The sequence below is a fragment of the Paenibacillus sp. FSL R5-0701 genome (assembly GCF_037973995.1).
Lineage (GTDB): Bacteria > Bacillota > Bacilli > Paenibacillales > Paenibacillaceae > Paenibacillus.
This window is the reverse complement of sequence record NZ_CP150230.1, coordinates 2,565,392-2,585,883: the sequence shown is the minus strand read 5'-3', so window position 1 is coordinate 2,585,883 and position 20,492 is coordinate 2,565,392. Positions and strand designations below refer to the sequence as shown.

20 protein-coding genes are annotated in these 20,492 nt (G+C 46.9%); 4 read left to right on the top strand and 16 right to left on the bottom strand.

From position 1 onward, the window contains the following. Positions 1-97: 97 nt before the first annotated feature. The 10 genes from MKZ13_RS12040 to MKZ13_RS11995 all read right to left on the bottom strand — a co-directional run bounded on the left by MKZ13_RS12040 (position 98) and on the right by MKZ13_RS11995 (position 11,208). Positions 98-904, bottom strand: coding sequence for an SDR family NAD(P)-dependent oxidoreductase (locus MKZ13_RS12040; RefSeq protein ID WP_017689067.1), 807 nt, complete (start codon positions 902-904; stop codon positions 98-100). 183 nt (positions 905-1,087) lie between these two features. Further along, entirely contained in the window at positions 1,088-1,930 is an 843-nt protein-coding gene (locus MKZ13_RS12035) for a hypothetical protein (protein WP_339184185.1), read from the bottom strand. A 10-nt stretch (positions 1,931-1,940) separates the two neighbouring features. Beyond that, positions 1,941-2,693: a vWA domain-containing protein gene (locus MKZ13_RS12030; protein WP_017689069.1), complete on the bottom strand. Its 753-nt coding sequence runs from the start codon at positions 2,691-2,693 to the stop codon at positions 1,941-1,943. 33 nt (positions 2,694-2,726) lie between these two features. Next, the gene (locus MKZ13_RS12025; RefSeq protein ID WP_339184183.1) at positions 2,727-4,802 is read right to left on the bottom strand and encodes a hypothetical protein; all 2,076 of its coding nucleotides are present in this window, start codon (positions 4,800-4,802) and stop codon (positions 2,727-2,729) included. A 158-nt stretch (positions 4,803-4,960) separates the two neighbouring features. Next, positions 4,961-5,236 carry a WXG100 family type VII secretion target gene (locus MKZ13_RS12020; RefSeq protein ID WP_017689071.1) on the bottom strand — a complete coding sequence of 92 codons (276 nt, stop codon included), beginning with the start codon at positions 5,234-5,236 and terminating at the stop codon, positions 4,961-4,963. After that, positions 5,199-5,417, bottom strand: a complete 219-nt coding sequence (locus MKZ13_RS12015) for a hypothetical protein (protein WP_339184181.1) — start codon at positions 5,415-5,417, stop codon at positions 5,199-5,201. The genes MKZ13_RS12020 and MKZ13_RS12015 overlap by 38 nt, the downstream gene beginning before the upstream one ends. A gap of 9 nt (positions 5,418-5,426) precedes the next feature. Further along, positions 5,427-5,975, bottom strand: a complete 549-nt coding sequence (locus tag MKZ13_RS12010; RefSeq protein WP_017689072.1) for a WXG100 family type VII secretion target — start codon at positions 5,973-5,975, stop codon at positions 5,427-5,429. Between the two features lie 6 nt (positions 5,976-5,981). After that, entirely contained in the window at positions 5,982-6,812 is an 831-nt protein-coding gene (locus MKZ13_RS12005; protein WP_339184178.1) for a hypothetical protein, read from the bottom strand. Between the two features lie 16 nt (positions 6,813-6,828). Continuing rightward, positions 6,829-10,833, bottom strand: coding sequence for a type VII secretion protein EssC (gene essC, locus MKZ13_RS12000; protein WP_339184176.1), 4,005 nt, complete (start codon positions 10,831-10,833; stop codon positions 6,829-6,831). 54 nt (positions 10,834-10,887) lie between these two features. Further along, a complete protein-coding gene (locus MKZ13_RS11995; protein WP_221825192.1) occupies positions 10,888-11,208 on the bottom strand; it encodes a hypothetical protein in 321 nt (106 codons plus the stop codon). Positions 11,209-11,630: 422 nt separating this feature from the next. On the opposite strand from MKZ13_RS11995, the gene MKZ13_RS11990 reads away from it, so the two are divergent. Further along, a complete protein-coding gene (locus MKZ13_RS11990; protein WP_074094612.1) occupies positions 11,631-11,870 on the top strand; it encodes a hypothetical protein in 240 nt (79 codons plus the stop codon). 151 nt (positions 11,871-12,021) lie between these two features. Next, a protein-coding gene (locus tag MKZ13_RS11985) for an IS3 family transposase (RefSeq protein ID WP_339184172.1) occupies positions 12,022-13,355 on the top strand; the annotation gives its coding sequence in 2 pieces (ribosomal slippage) (positions 12,022-12,424 and positions 12,424-13,355; 1,335 coding nt in all). Positions 13,356-13,462: 107 nt separating this feature from the next. Here MKZ13_RS11985 and MKZ13_RS11980 read toward each other — a convergent pair. From MKZ13_RS11980 to MKZ13_RS11955, 6 genes are all read right to left on the bottom strand, one after another. Further along, positions 13,463-13,672, bottom strand: a complete 210-nt coding sequence (locus MKZ13_RS11980; protein WP_339185480.1) for a hypothetical protein — start codon at positions 13,670-13,672, stop codon at positions 13,463-13,465. A gap of 190 nt (positions 13,673-13,862) precedes the next feature. Then, a complete protein-coding gene (locus tag MKZ13_RS11975) occupies positions 13,863-15,338 on the bottom strand; it encodes an aldehyde dehydrogenase family protein (protein WP_339184170.1) in 1,476 nt (491 codons plus the stop codon). 168 nt (positions 15,339-15,506) lie between these two features. Beyond that, a complete protein-coding gene (locus MKZ13_RS11970) occupies positions 15,507-16,067 on the bottom strand; it encodes a GNAT family N-acetyltransferase (RefSeq protein WP_339184168.1) in 561 nt (186 codons plus the stop codon). A gap of 92 nt (positions 16,068-16,159) precedes the next feature. Then, positions 16,160-16,498: a L,D-transpeptidase gene (locus tag MKZ13_RS11965; protein WP_076249779.1), complete on the bottom strand. Its 339-nt coding sequence runs from the start codon at positions 16,496-16,498 to the stop codon at positions 16,160-16,162. A 56-nt stretch (positions 16,499-16,554) separates the two neighbouring features. Beyond that, the gene (gene rsgA, locus MKZ13_RS11960) at positions 16,555-17,688 is read right to left on the bottom strand and encodes a ribosome small subunit-dependent GTPase A (protein ID WP_339184165.1); all 1,134 of its coding nucleotides are present in this window, start codon (positions 17,686-17,688) and stop codon (positions 16,555-16,557) included. A gap of 427 nt (positions 17,689-18,115) precedes the next feature. After that, complete coding sequence (locus MKZ13_RS11955) at positions 18,116-18,709, bottom strand: metalloregulator ArsR/SmtB family transcription factor (RefSeq protein WP_083669797.1); 594 nt, start codon at positions 18,707-18,709, stop codon at positions 18,116-18,118. A gap of 178 nt (positions 18,710-18,887) precedes the next feature. Here MKZ13_RS11955 and MKZ13_RS11950 point away from each other — a divergent pair, with 178 nt between their 5' ends. Then, positions 18,888-19,886 carry a YpdA family putative bacillithiol disulfide reductase gene (locus tag MKZ13_RS11950; protein ID WP_339184163.1) on the top strand — a complete coding sequence of 333 codons (999 nt, stop codon included), beginning with the start codon at positions 18,888-18,890 and terminating at the stop codon, positions 19,884-19,886. Between the two features lie 5 nt (positions 19,887-19,891). Next, positions 19,892-20,335, top strand: coding sequence for a DUF441 domain-containing protein (locus tag MKZ13_RS11945; protein ID WP_036609212.1), 444 nt, complete (start codon positions 19,892-19,894; stop codon positions 20,333-20,335). Positions 20,336-20,492: the final 157 nt, after the last annotated feature.

The following is a 20,492-nucleotide window of genomic DNA, read 5'->3' as shown; positions in this document are numbered from 1 at the left end:
AGCATTATAACAAAAAAAGCCGTTCCAGAGGAACGACTATCGCAGACACACCCTAAGACACGCCTTAGCAAAAATGAAATTTATCCAGAATACTCACTTAGCTGAGCAATGATTCGGCACCATCTATGACGATCTCTGCTCCGGTAATATGTCTAGATTCGGACGATGCGAGGAAACTTACCAGATCGGCAACATGTTCCGGTTGACCCGGCCCGTCCGCAAGTGGTTGCTGTCCTTCCGGGAACTCCATCGGAATAATGATCTGCTGTAGATCATCCGTTTTGACCGTACTTTGATCGATATTTGTTGCAATCGCTCCTGGACAGATCACGTTCACACGTATCTTGAACTTCGCCAGCTCAAGCGCAGCCATCTTGGCAAAAGCAACCTGTCCTGCCTTGGACGTGCTGTATGCCGACATGCCAAAGCTTGAGAAGCGTTGATTGCCATTAATCGAACTCGTGATGATAATACTGCCGCCACCCCGTTTTTTCACGTGAGGCAATGCATATTTAATCGTGAAAAACGTACCATTCAGGTTGGTTGTAATAATCTGTTGCCAATCTTCAACCTGAATTTCCTCAATCGGTGCCGATACACCGTTAATGCCCGCATTGGCAAAAACAATATCCAAACCGCCGAATAACTCAACGGTTTCCAGTACAGCCTTTTCCACACGTGCCGGGTCGGAAATGTCTACATCAAATGCTCTTGCCGCACCGGGGTGCAGCGCATTAATCTCTGCTTCCGTTTCCGAGATCCGATCATTCACCAGATCAAACAATGCAACATGTGCACCCTCTTTAGCCAGCTTGACCGCAGTGGCTTTCCCAATCCCGGATCCTGCTCCGGTAATAATCGCAACCTTGCCTTGGAACCGTGACTTGCCGTTATGCTGTGTCATTATCCATCCCACTCCTTCATTTTAGCAATTATGTAAGAATGTACGTTCAAGCTAAAAGTCAATTCTTCACAAGATTACCCAAAAAGAGTGTCTTTTAAATCAACACCAACAAGTTTTTTCACCGTTGATCTACACCAATGTCCTAGCAACTTCAGGATCAGTCCACAACTTTATAACTGGCACTCACCATTCCAGCTCAATGAAAGCGGCATCATCTTCAAGACCGCCGGTATGTGTAGCATCCAGCAGTACCTGAATGTGTTCATCCGGGACATAGGCTTGAATGGCATCCAGGTCGTTCAGTCCATCCGTATATAACTGAAGACGCAGTGAATCTCCTGCGAACCCTTTCATCTCGCAGATGTGCGGCTTACCACCAACAGGTCCTTCAAGGGTAGACCAACGCTCATTTGTCTTGCAGTGAGTCTGAAATAATTCAGACTGTTCCTGACCATTACGCCACAGGCGAATACGGGAATCTCCTTGCCACGCAAGCCACACCCGACTTTTTCGGCCGCCTCCCGTGAGCTCAATCCGCCCACAGACATACATGGCCTGACTGCCCCGACTTCGCTTTTCCATCAACACTTCACGCAGCAACAAAGGGGAACTTTCCAGTGGCTGTAATTTCTCCAATTGCTCCGATGCGGGAAGGGTAAGGTCATAGAGAAGACGCTCAACACCCTCTACCGTTGTGTGTTGCGTCGTTTCCAACCAATCCAGCAAAGCATTCCCTAGGAAACGCGCTGCAAAATCGCCCAGGTAACTCATGCCTACGCCATCACACAAAACAAAATTACAGATATTCCCTTTCATACGTACCGCAGCAAAGTCCTGTCCGGTATCTCCCTGATGTACCGTCTCAGCCGCTCTGCCATAACCATATCTGCACTTGAATGTGCCTTGATAGCGAGTTAGCGGCTGTTCCCCGGTCTGTACACTCACATAGCGAAAGTTGCCATGCCGTTGCTCGGCATGGCCCCCCTTATCTCCAGCAGACAATGTTGCCAAACGCATCGCTCTCATGATTCCCCTCCTATCTCACAGGCGTAGCAGCGGACATCTGGAACCCGATTGATACCAATTCTGCACATGTACCTGGCAACATCATGAGTGCACCGGGTGCAAGCAAATAATCAGCTTCAACAAGCATTTCCCGATAACTTTCGGGCAGGACGGATGACATATTCCGCAGCTTCTCTCCATGCTCATCCTGTAGATTCGTTTCCGAAGAGATTCCCTTCCATCTTCTAGGTTCAGCAATTGGTCCTTCAAGCAAATGATCCGATATAAAAATATTCTCCACCAGTACATTGCCGTCAGGTACACTCATACCCATAATTCTTTTTGCAATAGGTTCGGGATCTTCACCTGTGGCTACCCCATCGGTCATGTGGCATACAAGTGGCGCAGGACAATCCTGCATATTTGGAATTTCGGCCTGTAGAATCTTTTCGGCCTGCAGGAAAGCCTTCGCAGAATCTGAAAACCGTCTCGGAGTCAGATCAGGCAAAGAACCAACGGCAGCGATCTCATCAATTCCTTTGATTCCGTTCAACAAGTCATATACATCATCGCTGTAAGCCAATATGGCTATACGATAGCGAGGTGTCAGACGATTTCCCTTGGTAGACCGAAATACCATTTGGCGGATCGCGAGAGATAAGGCATCATAGACGACGTCAATCCGTCGACGATTTTCCAGAACCATGTTCATGGAGGCGCTAATATCAATTAAATATATAATAAGTGCAGGTGTACGCTGTGATGCTTGAATCGTGTAGTTCATCTAGGGTGAGTCACCTCCATCATTCACATTAATTTATAAGTTAGGCAATTTGTAACTGTTGTTGCTCAGAAATTTGTTAATGGCACTCATTCGAGCGGCTACTTTGCCAACACCTTTGAAATAGGAAGCATCGGTATTGTAGAGATTTTTGAAATCTCGGGCATATGCTTCCGCATTTTCAATTTTTCTGCCTTTTTGCGCGTTATACGTCTTATTGTAATGAGCAATCAGCGTGACCACATTCTGGGCACGTTTTTTCTTCAGAGCTGCTTTTTGAGCAATCTCCTGTTGACGTTTAACTTCAGCTGCCGCTTTACGCTCCGCTTCCTGTTTTGCAAGCTTCGCATCATTCTCTTTTTTCCAGACCAGATAAGCTTCATATTTTGCCTGTTTATCGTACTTCTCCTGCTGCGCTCTCTTAGCGGCTTCTTTCTTCTGCTGTTCCTGCTTCACCAGAAAAGCCTCATATTTCGCCTGTTTGTCGTACTTGGCCTGTAACGCCTTACGTTCTTCTTCTTTTTTCTTTGCTTCAGCTGCCTTCTGCTTGGCTTCAGCGAGCTTTTTCTTTTCCTCTGCGTCCAGTTTTGCAGCATCTGCGGCCTTTTGCTTCTCTTGTTCTTCCTGCTGTTTGAGCGCAGCTGCCTTTGCTGCTTCAGCCTCTTCCGCAGCTTTGATATCTGCCAGTCGTGTGGCTTCCTGCTGTTCTTTCTGTTTCACCTCTGCCTGATCGGCGAGTATTTTGACCGTTGGCACGCCACCTGCCAGCAATACAATAAGCACAGCGGAGGATATCATGAACTTTTTGGATCTGTAGAATGGCACAGGTACAGGCTTGTCTGTGTCTTCTTTTGGATTAAGCTTTGCATCCAGTTCCTTGATTGCAGCTTCCACTTCCATCTGCATCGCGCTGTTATGAGGAATAAAATGATAAAGCGAGCGGTACACTTCCAGTGCTGCAGCCGGTTTATCTTCATCCTCCAGGGCTCTTGCTTGCAGGAACAGACGGTTCACAACCGCTTCCTGATCGGGAGAGTGCGGCGTTTGAGGACGGTTCCCGTCTTGCGTATTCACCGGTTCAATTACTGGTTCTGAGCTCTTTTTCAGATTCACATCAGCTTCGGACGGATTGGCAGCTTCTTCTTCCGATGTCGCAGCAGCCGCCGCATTGGCCTGATCCACGTCTACCGCAGCCAATGCAACATACCACTCACCAAACGTCGGGCAGCTGCTCAGATCGTGACTTTCCCAAGCTCGAATGAACAGATCGGACAGTTTGGAACCCCAACGCTTCTCAAGGGACTCCCGCATCGCATAATAGCGTTCACTCACCGTTTGCATTTCATGCTGGTCAAAATAGCTTTCGCCCCACGCTTTCTCTACAATCACAGGGTCCGACCAGCTTAACATTTCAGCAATGATAACAGCTCCGGCAAATCGGTCAGCATATGAACTCCACAAACCGCTGTGCACTGTTCGATGGGCTGCATAACCGGGTGACCCGGCAAGCAGGGCATCCGGACGATCCATCTTGGAACCGTACATCTGCTCGACATCCACAAGTTCTACCGCAGACGCCTTCCCCAGGTTCTCCACTTCGGAAAAAAACGGAATCATTACATTGGGAGCGGACATATCACAATGAGCCAGTCCACGTTGTTCCATAGCCGAACCCGTTCCAGCAAGCGCTCTAGCCAGCTTCAGGCTCTCCTCAGCCGTCAACTGTCTCTGATCACTGATCACATCGAACCAGGTCTGACCTTGCACCCATGGCATCAACACCGCATATAACAGATCGGGATGTTTTCCAATGAGCGCTCCGTTTCTTTCCGGAGTGAGCACATCACGCTTGCATACCTGCAAACCTGGCAGTTCACTATAAGACTCCATATGTTCAGACTGATATACCATAGCCGGAATACGGAATTTAGGAAAAAAGACTTTTAGTGCTTTGGACCCATGAATGGAACCATTACGGGGTATCAACTGATAAACAATCCCCTGCCTTCCGGCTTGGGCATAAGCCAGACCCGGCGCAGCCGGATGTTGCCCAATCGTATAGGCAATGTCGTTAATCACCACTTCATCCCCGGGATTTGGTTGAAAAGACATGCTTATCCCTCTCTCTGTCCTAGTGTCATAGTTGCAACAAAAACCGGGTGTTGTGAAAACGCCCGGTTTTTGCTGTAGTTGTACATCTTCAGCTTGCTATCCACCTATAATTCAGGACGAATTCAGACTTCACATCGGCCTGATCTATGTAAAGCAGATTAACGAGCTTGGTCAGCTGTACGGAATTTGTTAGCAATAGCTGTAAGTTCAGCGCTGATGCTGTTCAGCGTTTGAACGAATGATTGCATTTGTTTGCTAGCTTCCTGGAACTCCTGGAAGAAGCGTTGCTTTGTCATACCTTCCCATTGTCCTTCCATGCTTGTGATGGATTGAGTCAATGTAGATACGATTTGCTGACTTTGCTCACCGCTTTGTTTAAATTGGTTGGAAACCTGATCAAGCTGCTCTGGGGTAACTAAAATACGTCCTGCCATTTGTAAATTCCTCCTTGGTTTGTGCAATTAAATTTTTAGCTTGTTCAAATTGTACTATACCGGGATCGATCGGACAAAAGCCGAAGGACCTAATCCTATTTACCCCATTTTCAGCATTTGAAACTTCTCCTAACAGCCTATTTACAAAAAAAAAAAATTCACTTTCTGCTGTTACTTTCATTTACTTTGCTCAGGAAACCACAGGCTCGGTCCCTCTTCTCCCCCGAAAGGAAGGATCTGTGAATCTCCATGCTACAGGCTCAGGCTGCATAGCCTGCACCAGTGTAGCCGGGGAGCCATCAGGCGGAGCGGCATCCTGTACACGATATACGGCCGCCATTGCGGAAAGGGGATCGGATACTACAGCTACAGTTGCAGAATGTGCAGGCATGATTTCTCCTGTACGATTGTTCTGAAGAACATTCAGCATATTGACCGCATTACCATAGGCTGTGTTCACATGACTCAGCACGGAACGATACTCCATGTCTGCCTGCTGGAATAACAACGCTTTGCGTCCCAGCTGTACGCTTAAGTCCATTAATCGACGCAGCGCATCCTCGCCCAGTCGTTTACTGTGATTCCATTCATTCATCACCGCTGCGCGGGATTCAACCTCCCACTCCAGCGAATGAATCGCCTGATCCAACACTGTCATCTTTTGCTGTATTTGCTCCGCTGCATACTGAATCTGCTTGCTCAGTGCCCGAAGCACATCCGGTTCCACACGAATGCGCATTTACCATCACCTTTCCTCTTCCCCTGCAGGCTGTTTAAGCCAGTCCAGCAGCATCTCGTGAAACTGTTCTTTAGTCGTCAGTGCTGCAACAAGCCAATCATCTGAAGCCGCAGTGCTCATCCGGAACAACCAGTTGGAGACCGCACTTGCAGCAAATGCTGCCGACTGTGATTTCCACCCATCTTCATTCCATACAAGCAACCTAAGCTCCCCGTCTGACTCCTTACCCACCAGACAGCGTGCCAGTGCAAGTGAGCCCTCAGGATCACTTGTCTCCTGCTCGAGCTCCTTTGCTACGGTCTGTATCCCGCTGTTTTCGAGCTCATTCATGACATCATAAAATTTTTTCTTGGAGCACATTAGGGCCGGTTTCTCCGCAGGAGAATGGCCGCTCCATTTCATCCGCTCTATCAGAACATCAATGGCTTCACGAACACTTCCCAGATCGCTGAGCCGGAACGAGTCCGGTACGTCGTCAACACGGGAAACTTCAACGACCCGCTCATCCGTGCAATGGATATAACTCTCATACGACTTTCCGTTGATCGTGTAGCGAATCCAACAAGCTCTGTCGGACAATCCGGCAATGGCTACCCTGGAGAAAACGGTCGGTGTCATGATCAGCTCATCGGTATCCTGATCCCGAATCAGATATCCTTTGTCCAGCAGGGAGGTTTTGACACGCTCCCACTCCATCGCGATATCCTCCGCCATATAGCCGCGAAACGGATCTTCCACACCAAGCAGTCGGTCTGAACCGAGAATACCAGCCAGGAAAAAAAGTTCCTTTGTTTGCAACGTGACTACCTTTTGCTTAGAATCATGAACCGTCAACATTATGAGCCACCTCCCCTCAAACTACAACATGCCATCGGTCACGAATTTCAGAAATCCAATCGGTCATTTTCCAGCTGTCATCACATGGAACTGCACCTTTAACCCTGGAATATTTACGTTTTACATAATAACCTTGACCCGGAGGCAGTACCTTCAGCCCACCTGTACTACCTCCAGATTCGGAATAAGGTATACGGAAGAACGAGAGATCGTTAGGGTCTAAAGTCCCGAACAGCATTCCGCTCTGGGAAGCCTTCACATCCGTTACCCAGTCAGAACCAAAGGTTGGGAAGTCTGCCGGAACCCCGGACAGAATCACGTGTACACCGCGATCCCTTCCTTGACGAACAATCGCTCCCAATTGATCTTTTACATTAAAATCGTTTAGCTGCTTGGACAAGGTGTCCGCATCGTCGATAACGAGCACAAGTTCCGGTCCACCGGAAATCTCGCCTCTTTTCAGAACTTCATCGTACAACTGTTGAATCACAGGTGCAAGCTGTTCTTCTCGCGATACATGTCCACGGACATGGGGCAAACTGCTGATTTCCCCCAGCCCACCTGAGCCATAACGCATATCTACTGTGTATATTTGCACATCTTCCGGAGAAGCATGATAAGCCAGTGATAACATCCATGTCAATAAAAATGTCGTTTTGCCGCCTTCCATCGGACTCGTTACCATGAAATGCGGACCTTCACGCAGATTAAGCTCGAATGGTTCCAGATCATCCGTAAGCAGTCCCACAGGGACAGTTACAGACGATGTATCCCAAGCCTGACCATATGATCCTGTCCGAATGAGCAGATCCTTCAGTTTGATCTCTTCCGGAAGTGGAGCAATCTGCGGAGCTTCTTCTCCTGTCCAGCCTTGGCGAATCTCAGCAATCGTACGGCGCAGTGCCGATGAACGCTTGCCCTCATCTGCCCCTGAAGAGGGTAATGCCGCCTGGAACATTAACGGAGGCACTTGCCCTTTGACTAGACCTCTTCCTGGCGGAAGTTGGCTTGGGGCCTTGGAAGGTCTTCCCACGGCATAATAATAATCGCTTGGATCGGATAACTCAAATGAAACCGCATTGGGAATATTGCTTCTGAATTTTTCAAATACATCTGTTACCCGATTGGCTGTGAGCACAAAGGTGATACCCAGACTTCCGCCTTCACGCAGGATCGTCTCCAGAAGTTCATTCTCTTCCGGATAGGCATTGCGGAATGAAAGATAACCATCGATAACGACCACAACCTGCGGGACAGCCGCGTGAGCTGTCCGGCGGTACGCCGAAATCGTTTTAACCCCCGCCTCCGAGATGATATCTTTGCGTTGTGCTGACAGCTTGAGAATATAGCGGAATAACCGCTTGATCCGGTCTTCCTCTTCAGCCATCATCACACCACCGATCTGAGGTAGTGCTACAAAGTCTTTCATCATACGGCCCATATCGATAATGTAACCATGCCAAGGTTCAGTTCTATGGGAACGGGCCAAAGACATAAGCAAGGTCTGAACAAATGTTGTTTTGCCCAGTCCTGGCATGCCGTACACGACCAGATGTCCTTGATCCACAGGCAATGCGAGCGGTTGTTGGCGCTGATTAGGGAGATCATCCAGCAAACCAACCAGTGGTTTCAGACCATTCGCCCCGCCATCAAGCAGCAGATCCCGATTCTCTTCTTCCTGCCAGTCCTGAAGACCTTCCCATTCCAGTGTCTCTGGTAAAGGTGGCAACCATGGTCCTGGCAAACGACGGATACCCGCATCCGCTGCAGACTGCGCAACATAATCAATAAATACCTGAAGCTGTTTCGGAACATCTTCACCTTTGAGAACGGCTCTGCGCTCTCCAGTTAACAGAGGCTCCCGCTTACCGTTCAGGCGCACTTCCATAACAGGTAATACCGTTGTTGAATCCTCCTGCTGGTTATACGGTGCACCACTCCAGGCGAATTGCATTTCTTCAAACACTTCATCACTACCAACCTGGAAATATCCACGACCAGGCTTTGTAATCCAGGCAGCATTTGGAATCTTGATCATATCCCTGCTATCTCCCTCACTCTGTACGCGAAGGCAGATCCGGAAGCGCGAATTACTCCATATTTTATCGTCCACAACACCAGCTGGCTTTTGGGTTGCCAGAATTAGATGAACCCCAAGTGTCCGGCCAATCGCCGCTATACTGATCAATTCATCCATGAACTCCGGCTGGTCCCGCTTCAATTGAGCAAACTCGTCAATGATAATAACCAGATGTGGAAGTGGCTGTTCATGTCTGGAACGCAGAATCTTGTAATATTCATCAATATGCTGGAGGTTTCCCGCATCATTTAATATTTTTTGCCTTCTGACCAGTTCGGCACGAAGTGAAATATTCGCCCGCTCGATCAGATTCCCATCCAGATTGGTGATTGTCCCTACCACATGAGGCAGATCAACAAATGTATTGGACATACCGCCACCTTTATAGTCAATCAGCATGAAGGCCAGATCATGTGGATGGAATTCAGCAGCGAGTGAAGCTACGATGGACTGGATGACTTCACTTTTACCTGAACCGGTTGTACCTGCAATCAGACCATGGGGACCATGACCCTGACGTTCAATCTTGTCATGCAGGTTTATCGCAATTTTTTTGCCGCCAGCGCGTACACCCATTGGTACAGGCAGCGTATCAGGATATCTCGTCTGTCCCCACCTGGACACCACATCCAGATCTTCCACGCGTGATGTGCTCAGCATATCGAATAACGGAAGCACTTGCGGGATATCTGAAGCAGATGACCGCTTTAAGCGGATCGGTGACATATAACGGGAAAGCGCCTCTGCCATCTCCTTCGAGATCACATCAGGCTTGTACGTTTGTTGAATAACATCTGCATCTTCCGTTTTTTTGATATACACCCCTTTGCCTTTGGAGGCATCCATAATCAACTGACAATGCATCGGTAGAGACTCCTTGCGATTAGCCAGTATGATGGTGCATACATCAATCTCGTGAGCCGACTCCAGCAGCAACGGAAGCAACGGTTCTTCTTCAATTAATTGCGTATCGGAGAGAATCACAACGTAACATGGCGTTTGTACGCTTTTCTTGTAGCGGTCTTCTTTATTGTTACGACGCCGGTTCAACACGGAAAACAAGCTGTCCGCCAATTGATGCGCACCGCTGTGCCTGTCGGCCATATAGCGTTGTCCTTGGTCTTCATCCCAGATGTGGGGCATCCAGCGAAGCCAGTCCCATTCTTTGCTGTCCTTTTCTTCATAGAAAGCAACAAGCTTCAGTTCATCCGGGGAATGGCGTACCGTCAGTTGTGAGATGATGACTCGCAGGGAAGCAAGTACTTCCTCCCGATCACCGACAAGTCCCATAACCTTCGATTGGAACAAAGGCAATGTAATGGAAGCATCCGGTACCGTCTGGAATTCAGCCGCAAGTTCATGGGCCGCTTCAATCAGCTCATCCTTCTCGTAACCATCAATTCGCGGAACCTGAAGTTTGATGCGGAATGGAATCTCTCCCGTACCAATGCGCACCTGAAGGAAATCATCATCCTCTGGTGAACGCTCCCACAAGGAACTGTTCCGGTTCTTCACCACTTGAAGACACACACCCGGATCACCATGAATTTCGTACAGGCTCTTCACTTGCTCCGCCTGAGCTTCTTTCAGTTCTTCCCTGTGTTTGTCCAGTTGGGCAAGATACATTATTTTTCGTTCTTCCAATTTTTTGCGATATGATTTCTTGTTGCTCAGATACACGAAGAATGGAATGGTGTAAGAAGTAAGCATCATCATGACCGTCATCATCTGAAACATCATATAACTGCTGTTATTCATTTTGCCGGTCATATTGATATATACGTAGAAACCAATACTGACCATAGTCATCATGATCGGCACAATAATGGATATCATGGAAAACGTGGGTTTGCTCGGTTCTGTTGGAGGCCTGAGTACTTCGAGTCTCTCTTCCTTGAGAACCGGTGTCATTCTTGGAGAACGCTGATATAACACATTCACGAAGAGAAGACCTCCTTTAGTTCGTTCAATAATGAATGTATACGTTCAAAAGCCCTATTTGTTGCTGTCCTGCTGAAACAATGAACGCCTTCCATATACAGGCGCTTCTTCTGAAGTCGTTGAAAATGCCCGCTGGACACGTACGCAACTGCCTTGCCGCAACCCGGTTTCCATTAACTGCTGCGCGTTCTGTGGAGAGAACCACAGACCTTCCGGGAACTTGGCCTCAAGGATGTACTGAATGCCGTCGCCCGGTGCCTGTCCAAAAATGCGAACGCCGAGTAATGTCTTCAAATGTTCGATGGTACATTCGTCCGGAACATCGATGTCGAACCATTCTCCTTCCTCGCGGCCGGAATACACGGTTAGAATCATCCGAATCCCTCCCATGGTCTCATATGTAAATTGTCCTAATGTCAGATTAAATCAAAAAAAAGAGAATGAATCGTTATATCAACCCTATTTTCTTACATAAACACCCTGTTTGCAATGTACCACCTGTAATTTTGTTACATATGACCCACGTATATATTAAAATATCGTACATTCGACTCAGAACTTTCGTGGCAGTTATGCAATTAAATATTGCGAGGATACGAAAATTATCGTTTTTTGTTCCATTTAAATGGTAATTAAGTTACGTATTTCAGGACTTTTATTCCTTCGCTCACAATTGAATTGTGAACACTTTTCAAACATTACCCACCTTTATGTTTTCATAAGCTGATTTTAAGGTAATTTTAAGCATTGGAATTTAATATTAGCTGTATGAAATAACAACCGTGAGGTGATTTCAAGTGAGAACCCTAATAACCTTTCAAAACAAATCAATCCCTGTATATTTTAATCAAGAAAACAAACAACCTATGCAGAAGACATTAAGATTGCTTAGCAGTGCTCTTGAGCATAAAATTAGCAACGGTAAACGCGCCATTCAAAAATGTCTGCATTCTTTAATTAGTATTGAGATTGTTAATGGAGAAGCCATTCTCCACAGTCGAAGTGAAAACGACTCCCTTGCTTTATCCTTATATTAAAAGGAGTCAGTCAAGCCACATTCATTACAAGACATGAAAAAGGAAGCTGTCGTTATTAAACTGTACCCTATAGAGTAGACACTTTAAAAAAGTCTCTCTATGGGGTATTTTTGTTGTATACCATGAATGAGACAAGGACGGAGAACGATTAATGAGTAAAAAAACATTTACAACCGGCGAAGTAGTGCAACTTGCTACAAATCCCTATGTGAAGTCTGTTTCGACCAAGGGAATCACTTATACGGACGAGTTCAAACAACTCTTTATTACATTAAATCAGCAAGAAAGGCTGCCTAGAGAGATCTTTGAGACTTGTGGATTTGACGTTCAGATCATTGGAATGACTCGGGTCAAAGCCGCAGCCGACCGATGGAGAGCCAGTTACAACGAGCAAGGAGCTCTAGGCTTACAAAATACACGAGGCAAACATTCAGGAGAGTCTCTAAAACGTGAGTTAACCTTGGCAGAAAAGAACGCGAAACTCGAAGCACAGATTCACCTGCTCCAAGCAGAGAATGAACTCTTAAAAAAGATTCGCCTGGCCGAACGGGGGTGGAACCACGAGTAAAACTAACGCCTAGTCTTCGATACAGGTTAATCCGAACCGTGATTGAGAAATACCATCTTCAGCGAATGGTAAGTGTTCTGTGTGAGACCGCCGAGGTCTCCAAAAGCGGATACTACCGATACTGGAGCACTTCAGCCATTCACAGACGCACGAAGAAGGAACAGGTTGATGAGGAAATAGGTGTGTACATCCGTCGAGCCTTCCAATTTAAGAAACGTAACAAGGGCGCTCGCTCCATTAAGATGACGCTGCAAGGACAATTTCAGATCATGTGGAATCTCAAGCGCATCCGAAGAATCATGAAAAAATACGATATTGTATGCCCTCATCGACGAGCTAATCCCTACAAACGAATGATGAAGGCAACCCATGAGCATCGAACCATGCCTAACCTGTTACAACGCAACTTCAAACAAGGTATCCCGGGCAAAGTACTTCTAACAGATATTACATACTTAAGTTACGGCCAAGGGAAACGCGCCTATCTGTCCACCATTAAGGATAGTTCCACCAATGAAATTTTGGCTTATCATGTGTCGGAGCGAATGACGATGGATCTGGCGACAAACACGTTGCTCCACTTACAGAAAAATCGCAAATTCAAGAAGAGTCGTAATGCCTTCATTCATTCCGATCAAGGTACGCATTACACTCATCCGGATTTTCAGAAGAAAGTGAAACGGATGGGGCTTGGACAATCCATGTCAAGACGAGGAAATTGTTGGGATAACGCACCGCAGGAGTCGTTTTTTGGTCATTTTAAGGACGAAACTTCCTTAAAGAGCTATGCCACGTTAGACGAAGTCAAACGTGAAGTTAAAGCCTATATGACCTACTATAATCACTATAGATACCAGTGGAACCTAAAAAGGATGACCCCTGTACAATACAGAGATCATCTTCTTGAAGCCATATAGTTTTTTTTAGAAATGTCCTTTACATAGGGTACAGTTTATATAGACAAGCTTCCTTTTTTGAGTTGTATACACGTTAACAGCGGATCGCAATTGTTATCAGCCATCGCTCAGTGCAGTTTGCTCAGGACATAGGCGGCATCATGTTCTTCTTCCGCAATCTCGGCTTTACGAATACGAATGACAAACAGCCGAACCAAATTGGCACGTGTATGTTCTTCCTGACAGGTATTCAGTTTCCTCAGAATAAAGCGGTCAATGGACATGAATTTAAGCCCCTTTGCCATTGGATTTACGGATCGATTCTTCCGTGTATCCATAAATAACCAGATAGTGTCAGCCCCAAACAGCTTTTCCGCTCTTATATTATGCCGTGTTTTGCTGAGGTGTAAAATTGTGCAAAAAGCCCGTCTCACCAAGCTGGAGATGGACTTTCGCATGATTTGTCGATCTTTTTGCAACCCACTCTAATCATTTATAAATGAACCTGCTAGTTCACCCTTTTTCGACTTATTTCACTCCCGGATATTCCCGATATTGGTGCTGAATGCTGATCCAACGCGTACGTGTAAACTTCTCAATGGCCCAATCCCCACCGAAACGTCCAATCCCCGAAGCTTTTTCACCGCCAAACATCACATGCGCTTCATCGTTCACAGACTGATCATTTACATGCACCATACCCGATTCAATGCGCTGAGCAACCTGATATCCTCGATTCAGATCTCTTGTGAATACGGAACCACTAAGTCCATAAGGCGTATCATTCGCCAAACGTACAGCTTCCTGCTCATCATGAGCCTTCATGATCACTGCTACTGGGCCAAACAATTCCTGCTGCACGATATCCTGTTCAGGTTTAACATCGGCAAGTACAGTAGGATACAGCACACTGCCTTTACTGGTCCCACCGAGCATTAACCGTGCGCCTTCGGCCTTGGTTTTGTTTACAAGCTCCAACAATCGTTCTACCTCTTTTTCCCGAATGAGAGGACCCACGAGTGTGTTAGCATCCGCTGGATCACCTGCCTGGACATTCTTCGTTTTGGCAACAAATGATTCGACGAATTGGTCGTAAATATCGGCATGCACAATGATACGATTCAGAGCCATACAGATCTGTCCCTGATGCAGAAACTTGCCAAAGACAGCCGCTTCGGCAGCATGTTCAATATCCGCATCTTCCAGCACAACCATGGCGTTGTTGCCGCCTAGTTCCAGTGCCGTTTCTTTTAAATGTTCACCCGCCAGTTTACCGATCCCTTGTCCAACTTCTGTGGAACCCGTAAATGAAATTACTTTGGGAACCGGATGAGCGACAAAGTAATCCCCGATCTCGCCGCCACTTCCGGCAACGACATTCAGCACGCCCTCAGGCAGACCAGCCTGTTCAAACAAATCGGCAATGAGCCAACCTGCCGTAATCGGAGTGTCTGATGCCGGTTTAATCACCACACCATTACCAAGAGCAATCGCTGGAGCGACAGATCGCAGGCATAGATGCAAAGGGAAGTTCCATGGCCCGATAACACCAATCACTCCCTTCGGCTCACGAACCACACGGTTCTCTTTGCCAGGGGTATTGGACGGAATAATCTCACCCTTCATACGATAAGGAAAAGATGCTGCTTCGTCCACAATGCGTTTAGCCGCTGCAAACTCCGCCTCCGATTTGATTCGGGTACTGCCGGATTCCGTGATCAACAGTTGAATGATCTCCTCTTTCCGCTCTGTCATCAGGGATGAAACTTTACGCAGTACCTCTTCTTTCGCAGCAGGTAATGACTTCGCCCATTCAATCGAATTTTTCTGAGCTGACTCATAAGCCTTATCTATGTCTTTCTTATTGGAAGAGCGCCATGTGGCAATAACTTCTCCCGTATAAGGATTGATATTCTCCATTGTTTTCTCACCGGAGCCATCTACCCATTGGCCATTAATATATTGTTTCGTCCATGTTGTATGTTCAGTGTCCATTAAAGTCATGTGAATACGCCTCCTGATCAAGATAAAATGTCGCACCTGCACAACGGTGTAATACATCATTAACCTTGTTCAGAATTACGCAAACGAGAAGACCTGAATTAACCTTCCATTCCTTAAGCTTAAGGAAACAACACAATCCACACTATTCTCTCAGCATCTGGACGTCTCTCAACAGTCGGGTAGGCTCTTCTCTCCAAAGAGGCTCAAGTCTTCCCATCCGTAGCCAACTTCGATCAGATCTTGACCACCAATGCGGAGGGACTGTGTCCGGACTGGAGTGCCTCCCATCTTTTCATAGAAGCGACAAGCTGGATTACGCTCCAAAGCCCATATGATCAAACGTTTCATATTGTGGGTCTGCAGATGATGAACGACATGTGTCGCCAGTTGCTGACCTATCCCCGTTTGTTGTACTTCCTTCAGCAAATATATGGCGTACAACTCTCCATCATAAGCTAATTTGCCTTCACGCTCCCTACCCCCACAGGCAAATCCGACAATGTTCCCATCATGCTGTTCAGCTACTACCAAGATCTGATCCTTTTCGCCAGAACGAATGGTCTTCTCCCACTGGGACAATCTTGATTCTATAGTCAAATGATCCAAAAAATCATCGGGCACAATTCCCCGATACGTTGTTTTCCAACTCTCCGTATGTACATGGGCTATCCCCTGCGCATCCCCTTCACGCGCCGGCCTGATCAACATAGCTATCACTCGCTTTCTCACGTAACTGCCGCAGCTTTACCATATTATATGTTCATCTTTCTATAATTCCAAACTCATCCACTGAACTAACTCTTATAAAGTAAAATCCGGCCCTACGGCCGGATCGTTACTCTCGTGCCTACAGATACCTTGGAAGACAGATCCAATACATCCGAGTTGTACATGCGTATACAACCATGGGAGACGGATTTGCCAATAGACCAAGGCTCATTGGTTCCGTGTATGCCATAATGGGGAGCAGACAGTCCCATCCAGAACACGCCAAATGGCCCACCTGGATTCGATTGTTTGTTAATAATAGTGAACTCCCCGTTTGGAGTCTGCGTAAGCATCTTGCCGGTGGCTACGGGATAACCTTTAATCACCTGATTGCCATCCAGAAGATATAACATGTGGTCAGACAGATCTACAATAATCCTGTAATCTGGCATAATGACATCCCTCCTGACCTATCTTATGCAAGATACTGGATGATGCCCGCCTGATTTCATGCTTCCTCCCACTCTTTCACACTACGGGAGTGCTTGGGTTTGCGACTATTGGCCGGTTTGCTGGAGGCGGTACGCCTTCTGGATGCCACTTCTTCCTTGCGCTGCTGATATTGCAATTCCTTCTGCATTTTCAGATAATTATTCAGCCTTTTTTCATCCAATGAACCGTCCTGTATGGCCTCTTTCACTGCACATCCAGCTTCCCGTGTATGACTGCAATCCAGAAATCTGCACGTGGCGGCAAGTTCTTCAATTTCTCCAAACGCATGCGACAGTCCATCATTGCCCTCATCCCAGAGATTAAGCTCGCGCATTCCTGGAGTATCGATTAATACGGCGCCCTGTGGAAGTACAAACATCTCCCGGTGTGTTGTCGTATGTCTCCCACGGCTGTCTCCCTCGCGGACGGATTGCGTAAGCTGCAGATCCTCACCCATCATCCAGTTCACCAGCGTAGACTTGCCACTGCCAGAAGATCCTGTGAGCGCAACAGTCAACCCTGGGTGCAAATATCTTTCCAGTAAGGATTTCCCTTGACCCTCCACTGCAGATATCGCAAGCACTACAACGCCTGGAGCAATTCCTTCTACACTTCGGATCTGTTCTTCCACATTGTTGCACAGATCACTTTTGCTCAAGACAATGACTGGCCTCACGCCACCATTCCAAGCCATCATCACGTATCTTTCGAGTCGTCTAAGGTTGAAATCATGATTAAGTGCAGCCACGATTAACAGTGTATCTACGTTTGCGGCGATTAATTGTTCCTTGGTCACTGGACCTGCCGCCTGTCTCGATACCCTGCTCCGACGTGGCACCAGATTGTGAATAATAGCTTCTTCACCTGCCTGACCTGTAATCGCCACCCAATCGCCAACCGCTGGAACCAAGCTGGTCTCCAGACTATCATGACGCAGTCGACCCGAAATCCTTCCCCAGCATTCGCCCTCTTCTGTAATCAAACGTTGCAGATGTCCATGGTCTGCGATAATTCTGGCTGGTTTTCTCTCCTGCTCTTCCATCCCTGTCTCTTGCCACAGTTCCTGCCACTTTGCAGACCAGCCGTACTTCTCAATATGGTTATCTAAAATAAAAATTCCTCCCAAAATAAGTTTGTTTACTTCGTTCAAGCCGAGTGAACAATCATCTCCGGTTCAGATCAAAACAAAAAAACCACGAGTAGAAATACACCCGCGGCAATAAGTAGTTAGCCGAATCAAGATCATCCCTTCTTGCAGATCTAACGGACAGAATACTTAAGCATCCGATATAAACCATTCAGGAACACCCTTTTATCGGCAAACAAAAAAAGCCACGGGTGCGTCACCCGTGGCTTCATCTGAGCATGTGATACTTCACGTTACAATGGATATTGCTATCCAGCTAACGCAAAATTACATGCTTTGATCCGTTCCGGAGACGCTGTTCATATTCAAATTAACGTATACTGCATTTAAGTTTGTCATAAACAATCGCCTCCCTTGTAGAATTATCCATTATGTTACACACTGAGCTTTACAGTTGTCAAGCCCAAATTATTTTTACCACCAGCCCACTTTATTTGACCTGATCCCAGCGTGTCCACATTTCCTTCGGATTCAATTCATAGATATCCTCTTCCCGATACATGAACTGATGCATGATAAATTCCCGCCGAATCGTGGCAAAGTCTTCATGGTATTGCTTTATAAATGTATTGATTTCTTTTTCCGTATACTTCCGACCAAATTCAAGCTGCTCGACCAGATGACCTAGTACAATCAGTTTTTTCTTGTATTGAGCCGGAATCTGACGCAGTCGTCCATCTTTGGAGAAAAAATTTCTCATGACCGACGCTTTCAATGTTTCGTTCACATCACTCATATCCGCAACCTCCTCTCGGTTAAAGATAAAATCAACCGAAGCCTGTGCATTCTCGCGGATAAAGGAAGGATTGAGTGTGAAATACACTGTATTTTTCTCCCGTCGTTCCTTAATCAGCGCCGCCTCTCTCAGCTTGGATGCATGATGTGTCACGGTTGGCTGTGACAGATTCAGCCGCTCGGCAAGTGCCTGTCCGTGCAGTTCACCCTGTGCCAACAACAGCAGCATGCGAAGCCGGGTCGGGTCAGCCAACGCTTTATGATAAGCCACAATTTTCTCCAGCTGCATCATCGTTCATCTCACTTTCATTTAGATATACATCTAATTTGATATTAGTCTTTTCTTCTCTGCACGTCAACTCCTTTGGTTTCAAGTAAGCTTGTCTAATTAAACTACACGCTTGAACTGGCATTGGCTCGTTATTTACGGTAGGATTATATTGCTTGAAATAAGGAGGATTAAGAACATGGAAGATGTCATTATTATCGGCGGAGGCCCATGCGGTCTGTCTGCTGCCATTGAATGTGAGCGGCTGGGACTGTCCGCTGTGATCGTTGAGAAATACAATATCGTTCAATCTATTTATCTGTATCCAACCCATATGCAGTTTTTCAGCACAGCCCCGCTGCTTGAGATCGGAAACGTTCCGTTCAGCACACCTAATGATAAACCGTTTCGTTATGAAGCACTTGCCTATTATCGCAGGGTAGCCGAACATTTTGGTCTGCGTGTTCATAACTATGAGGAAGCCCGTGAAATTAAACGCAAGGATGATGGTACGCTTGAGGTACATACGCTCAATCGCCGCGGGGAGGCCATCGTACATGTTGGACGCAATGTCGTTGTAGCTACCGGTTATTTTGACCATCCTAACTATCTGGGCATCCCTGGAGAAGATAAAGATAAAGTAACCCACTACTTCCGGGAAGCCCACCCTTATACCCGTACACGTGTCGCCATTATTGGCGGAAGCAACTCAGCCGTGGACGCGGCCATGGAACTGGTTCGGGTCGGAGCACATATTGATATGGTTTATCGCGGCAGTGGTCTGTCCCAGCATATTAAACCATGGGTACGTCCGCTATTCGAGAGCATGGTGACAAAAGGTCATATCACACTCCACCTGGAATCACGCGTGAATGAAATACTCGATGATTCGATTCGTCTGATACACACGGATGGTTCCACTCGGGAACTGGATAATGACTTCGTACTGGCAATGACCGGTTTCCGTCCAGATCGTCAACTACTCACTTCGGTAGGTGTGGAGATGTCTGATGATATGGATAAACCTCTATATGATGCACAAACGATGGAAAGCAGCGTACCTGGTGTATATGTAGGCGGAGTCATCGCTTCGGGTCGTAATGCCAATGAAGTCTTTATTGAATCCGGGCGCTGGCATGGACGTTACATTGCGGAACATATCGTTAGCAAACAACGTGGACAGACTGAAGGGAAATGAAAACAATGGATATGACTTCCCTGCTGTTGCTCGTATTTGCAGCTCTCGGGATTATCAGCAGTAACACACCTGTGACCGTAGCGATGGTATTTCTGTTGTTGCTACGAGTCCTGAACCTGAATCAGGCATTTCCATGGCTTGAAAAATACGGACTTACACTGGGCATTATCATTCTGACCATTGGCGTGATGGCACCTCTTGCCAGTGGCAAGATGAGTCTGCAGACGATCGGTGAGTCTTTCCTGCACTGGAAATCACTGCTCGCCATTGGCGTAGGATTACTGGTGGCATATCTTGGAGGACGTGGCGCTACGCTGATGGGTACACAACCAACTGTCGTTGCAGGGCTGTTAATCGGAACGGTACTTGGGGTTGCCCTGTTCAAGGGTGTACCTGTGGGTCCATTGATTGCGGCGGGAATTTTATCATTGCTCTTGGGCAAATCCTGATTCAAGTTGTAAAGGTTGTGACCTGACATGCTATGCAGATTGGCTGTATTTCCCACCGTTGTGTGATATACTTCTATTCATGCAAATTATGTACACGAGTCTACAGCAGAATAATGCATATTGTGGTTATGCTGTTGCATGAAATATAGATTCACTT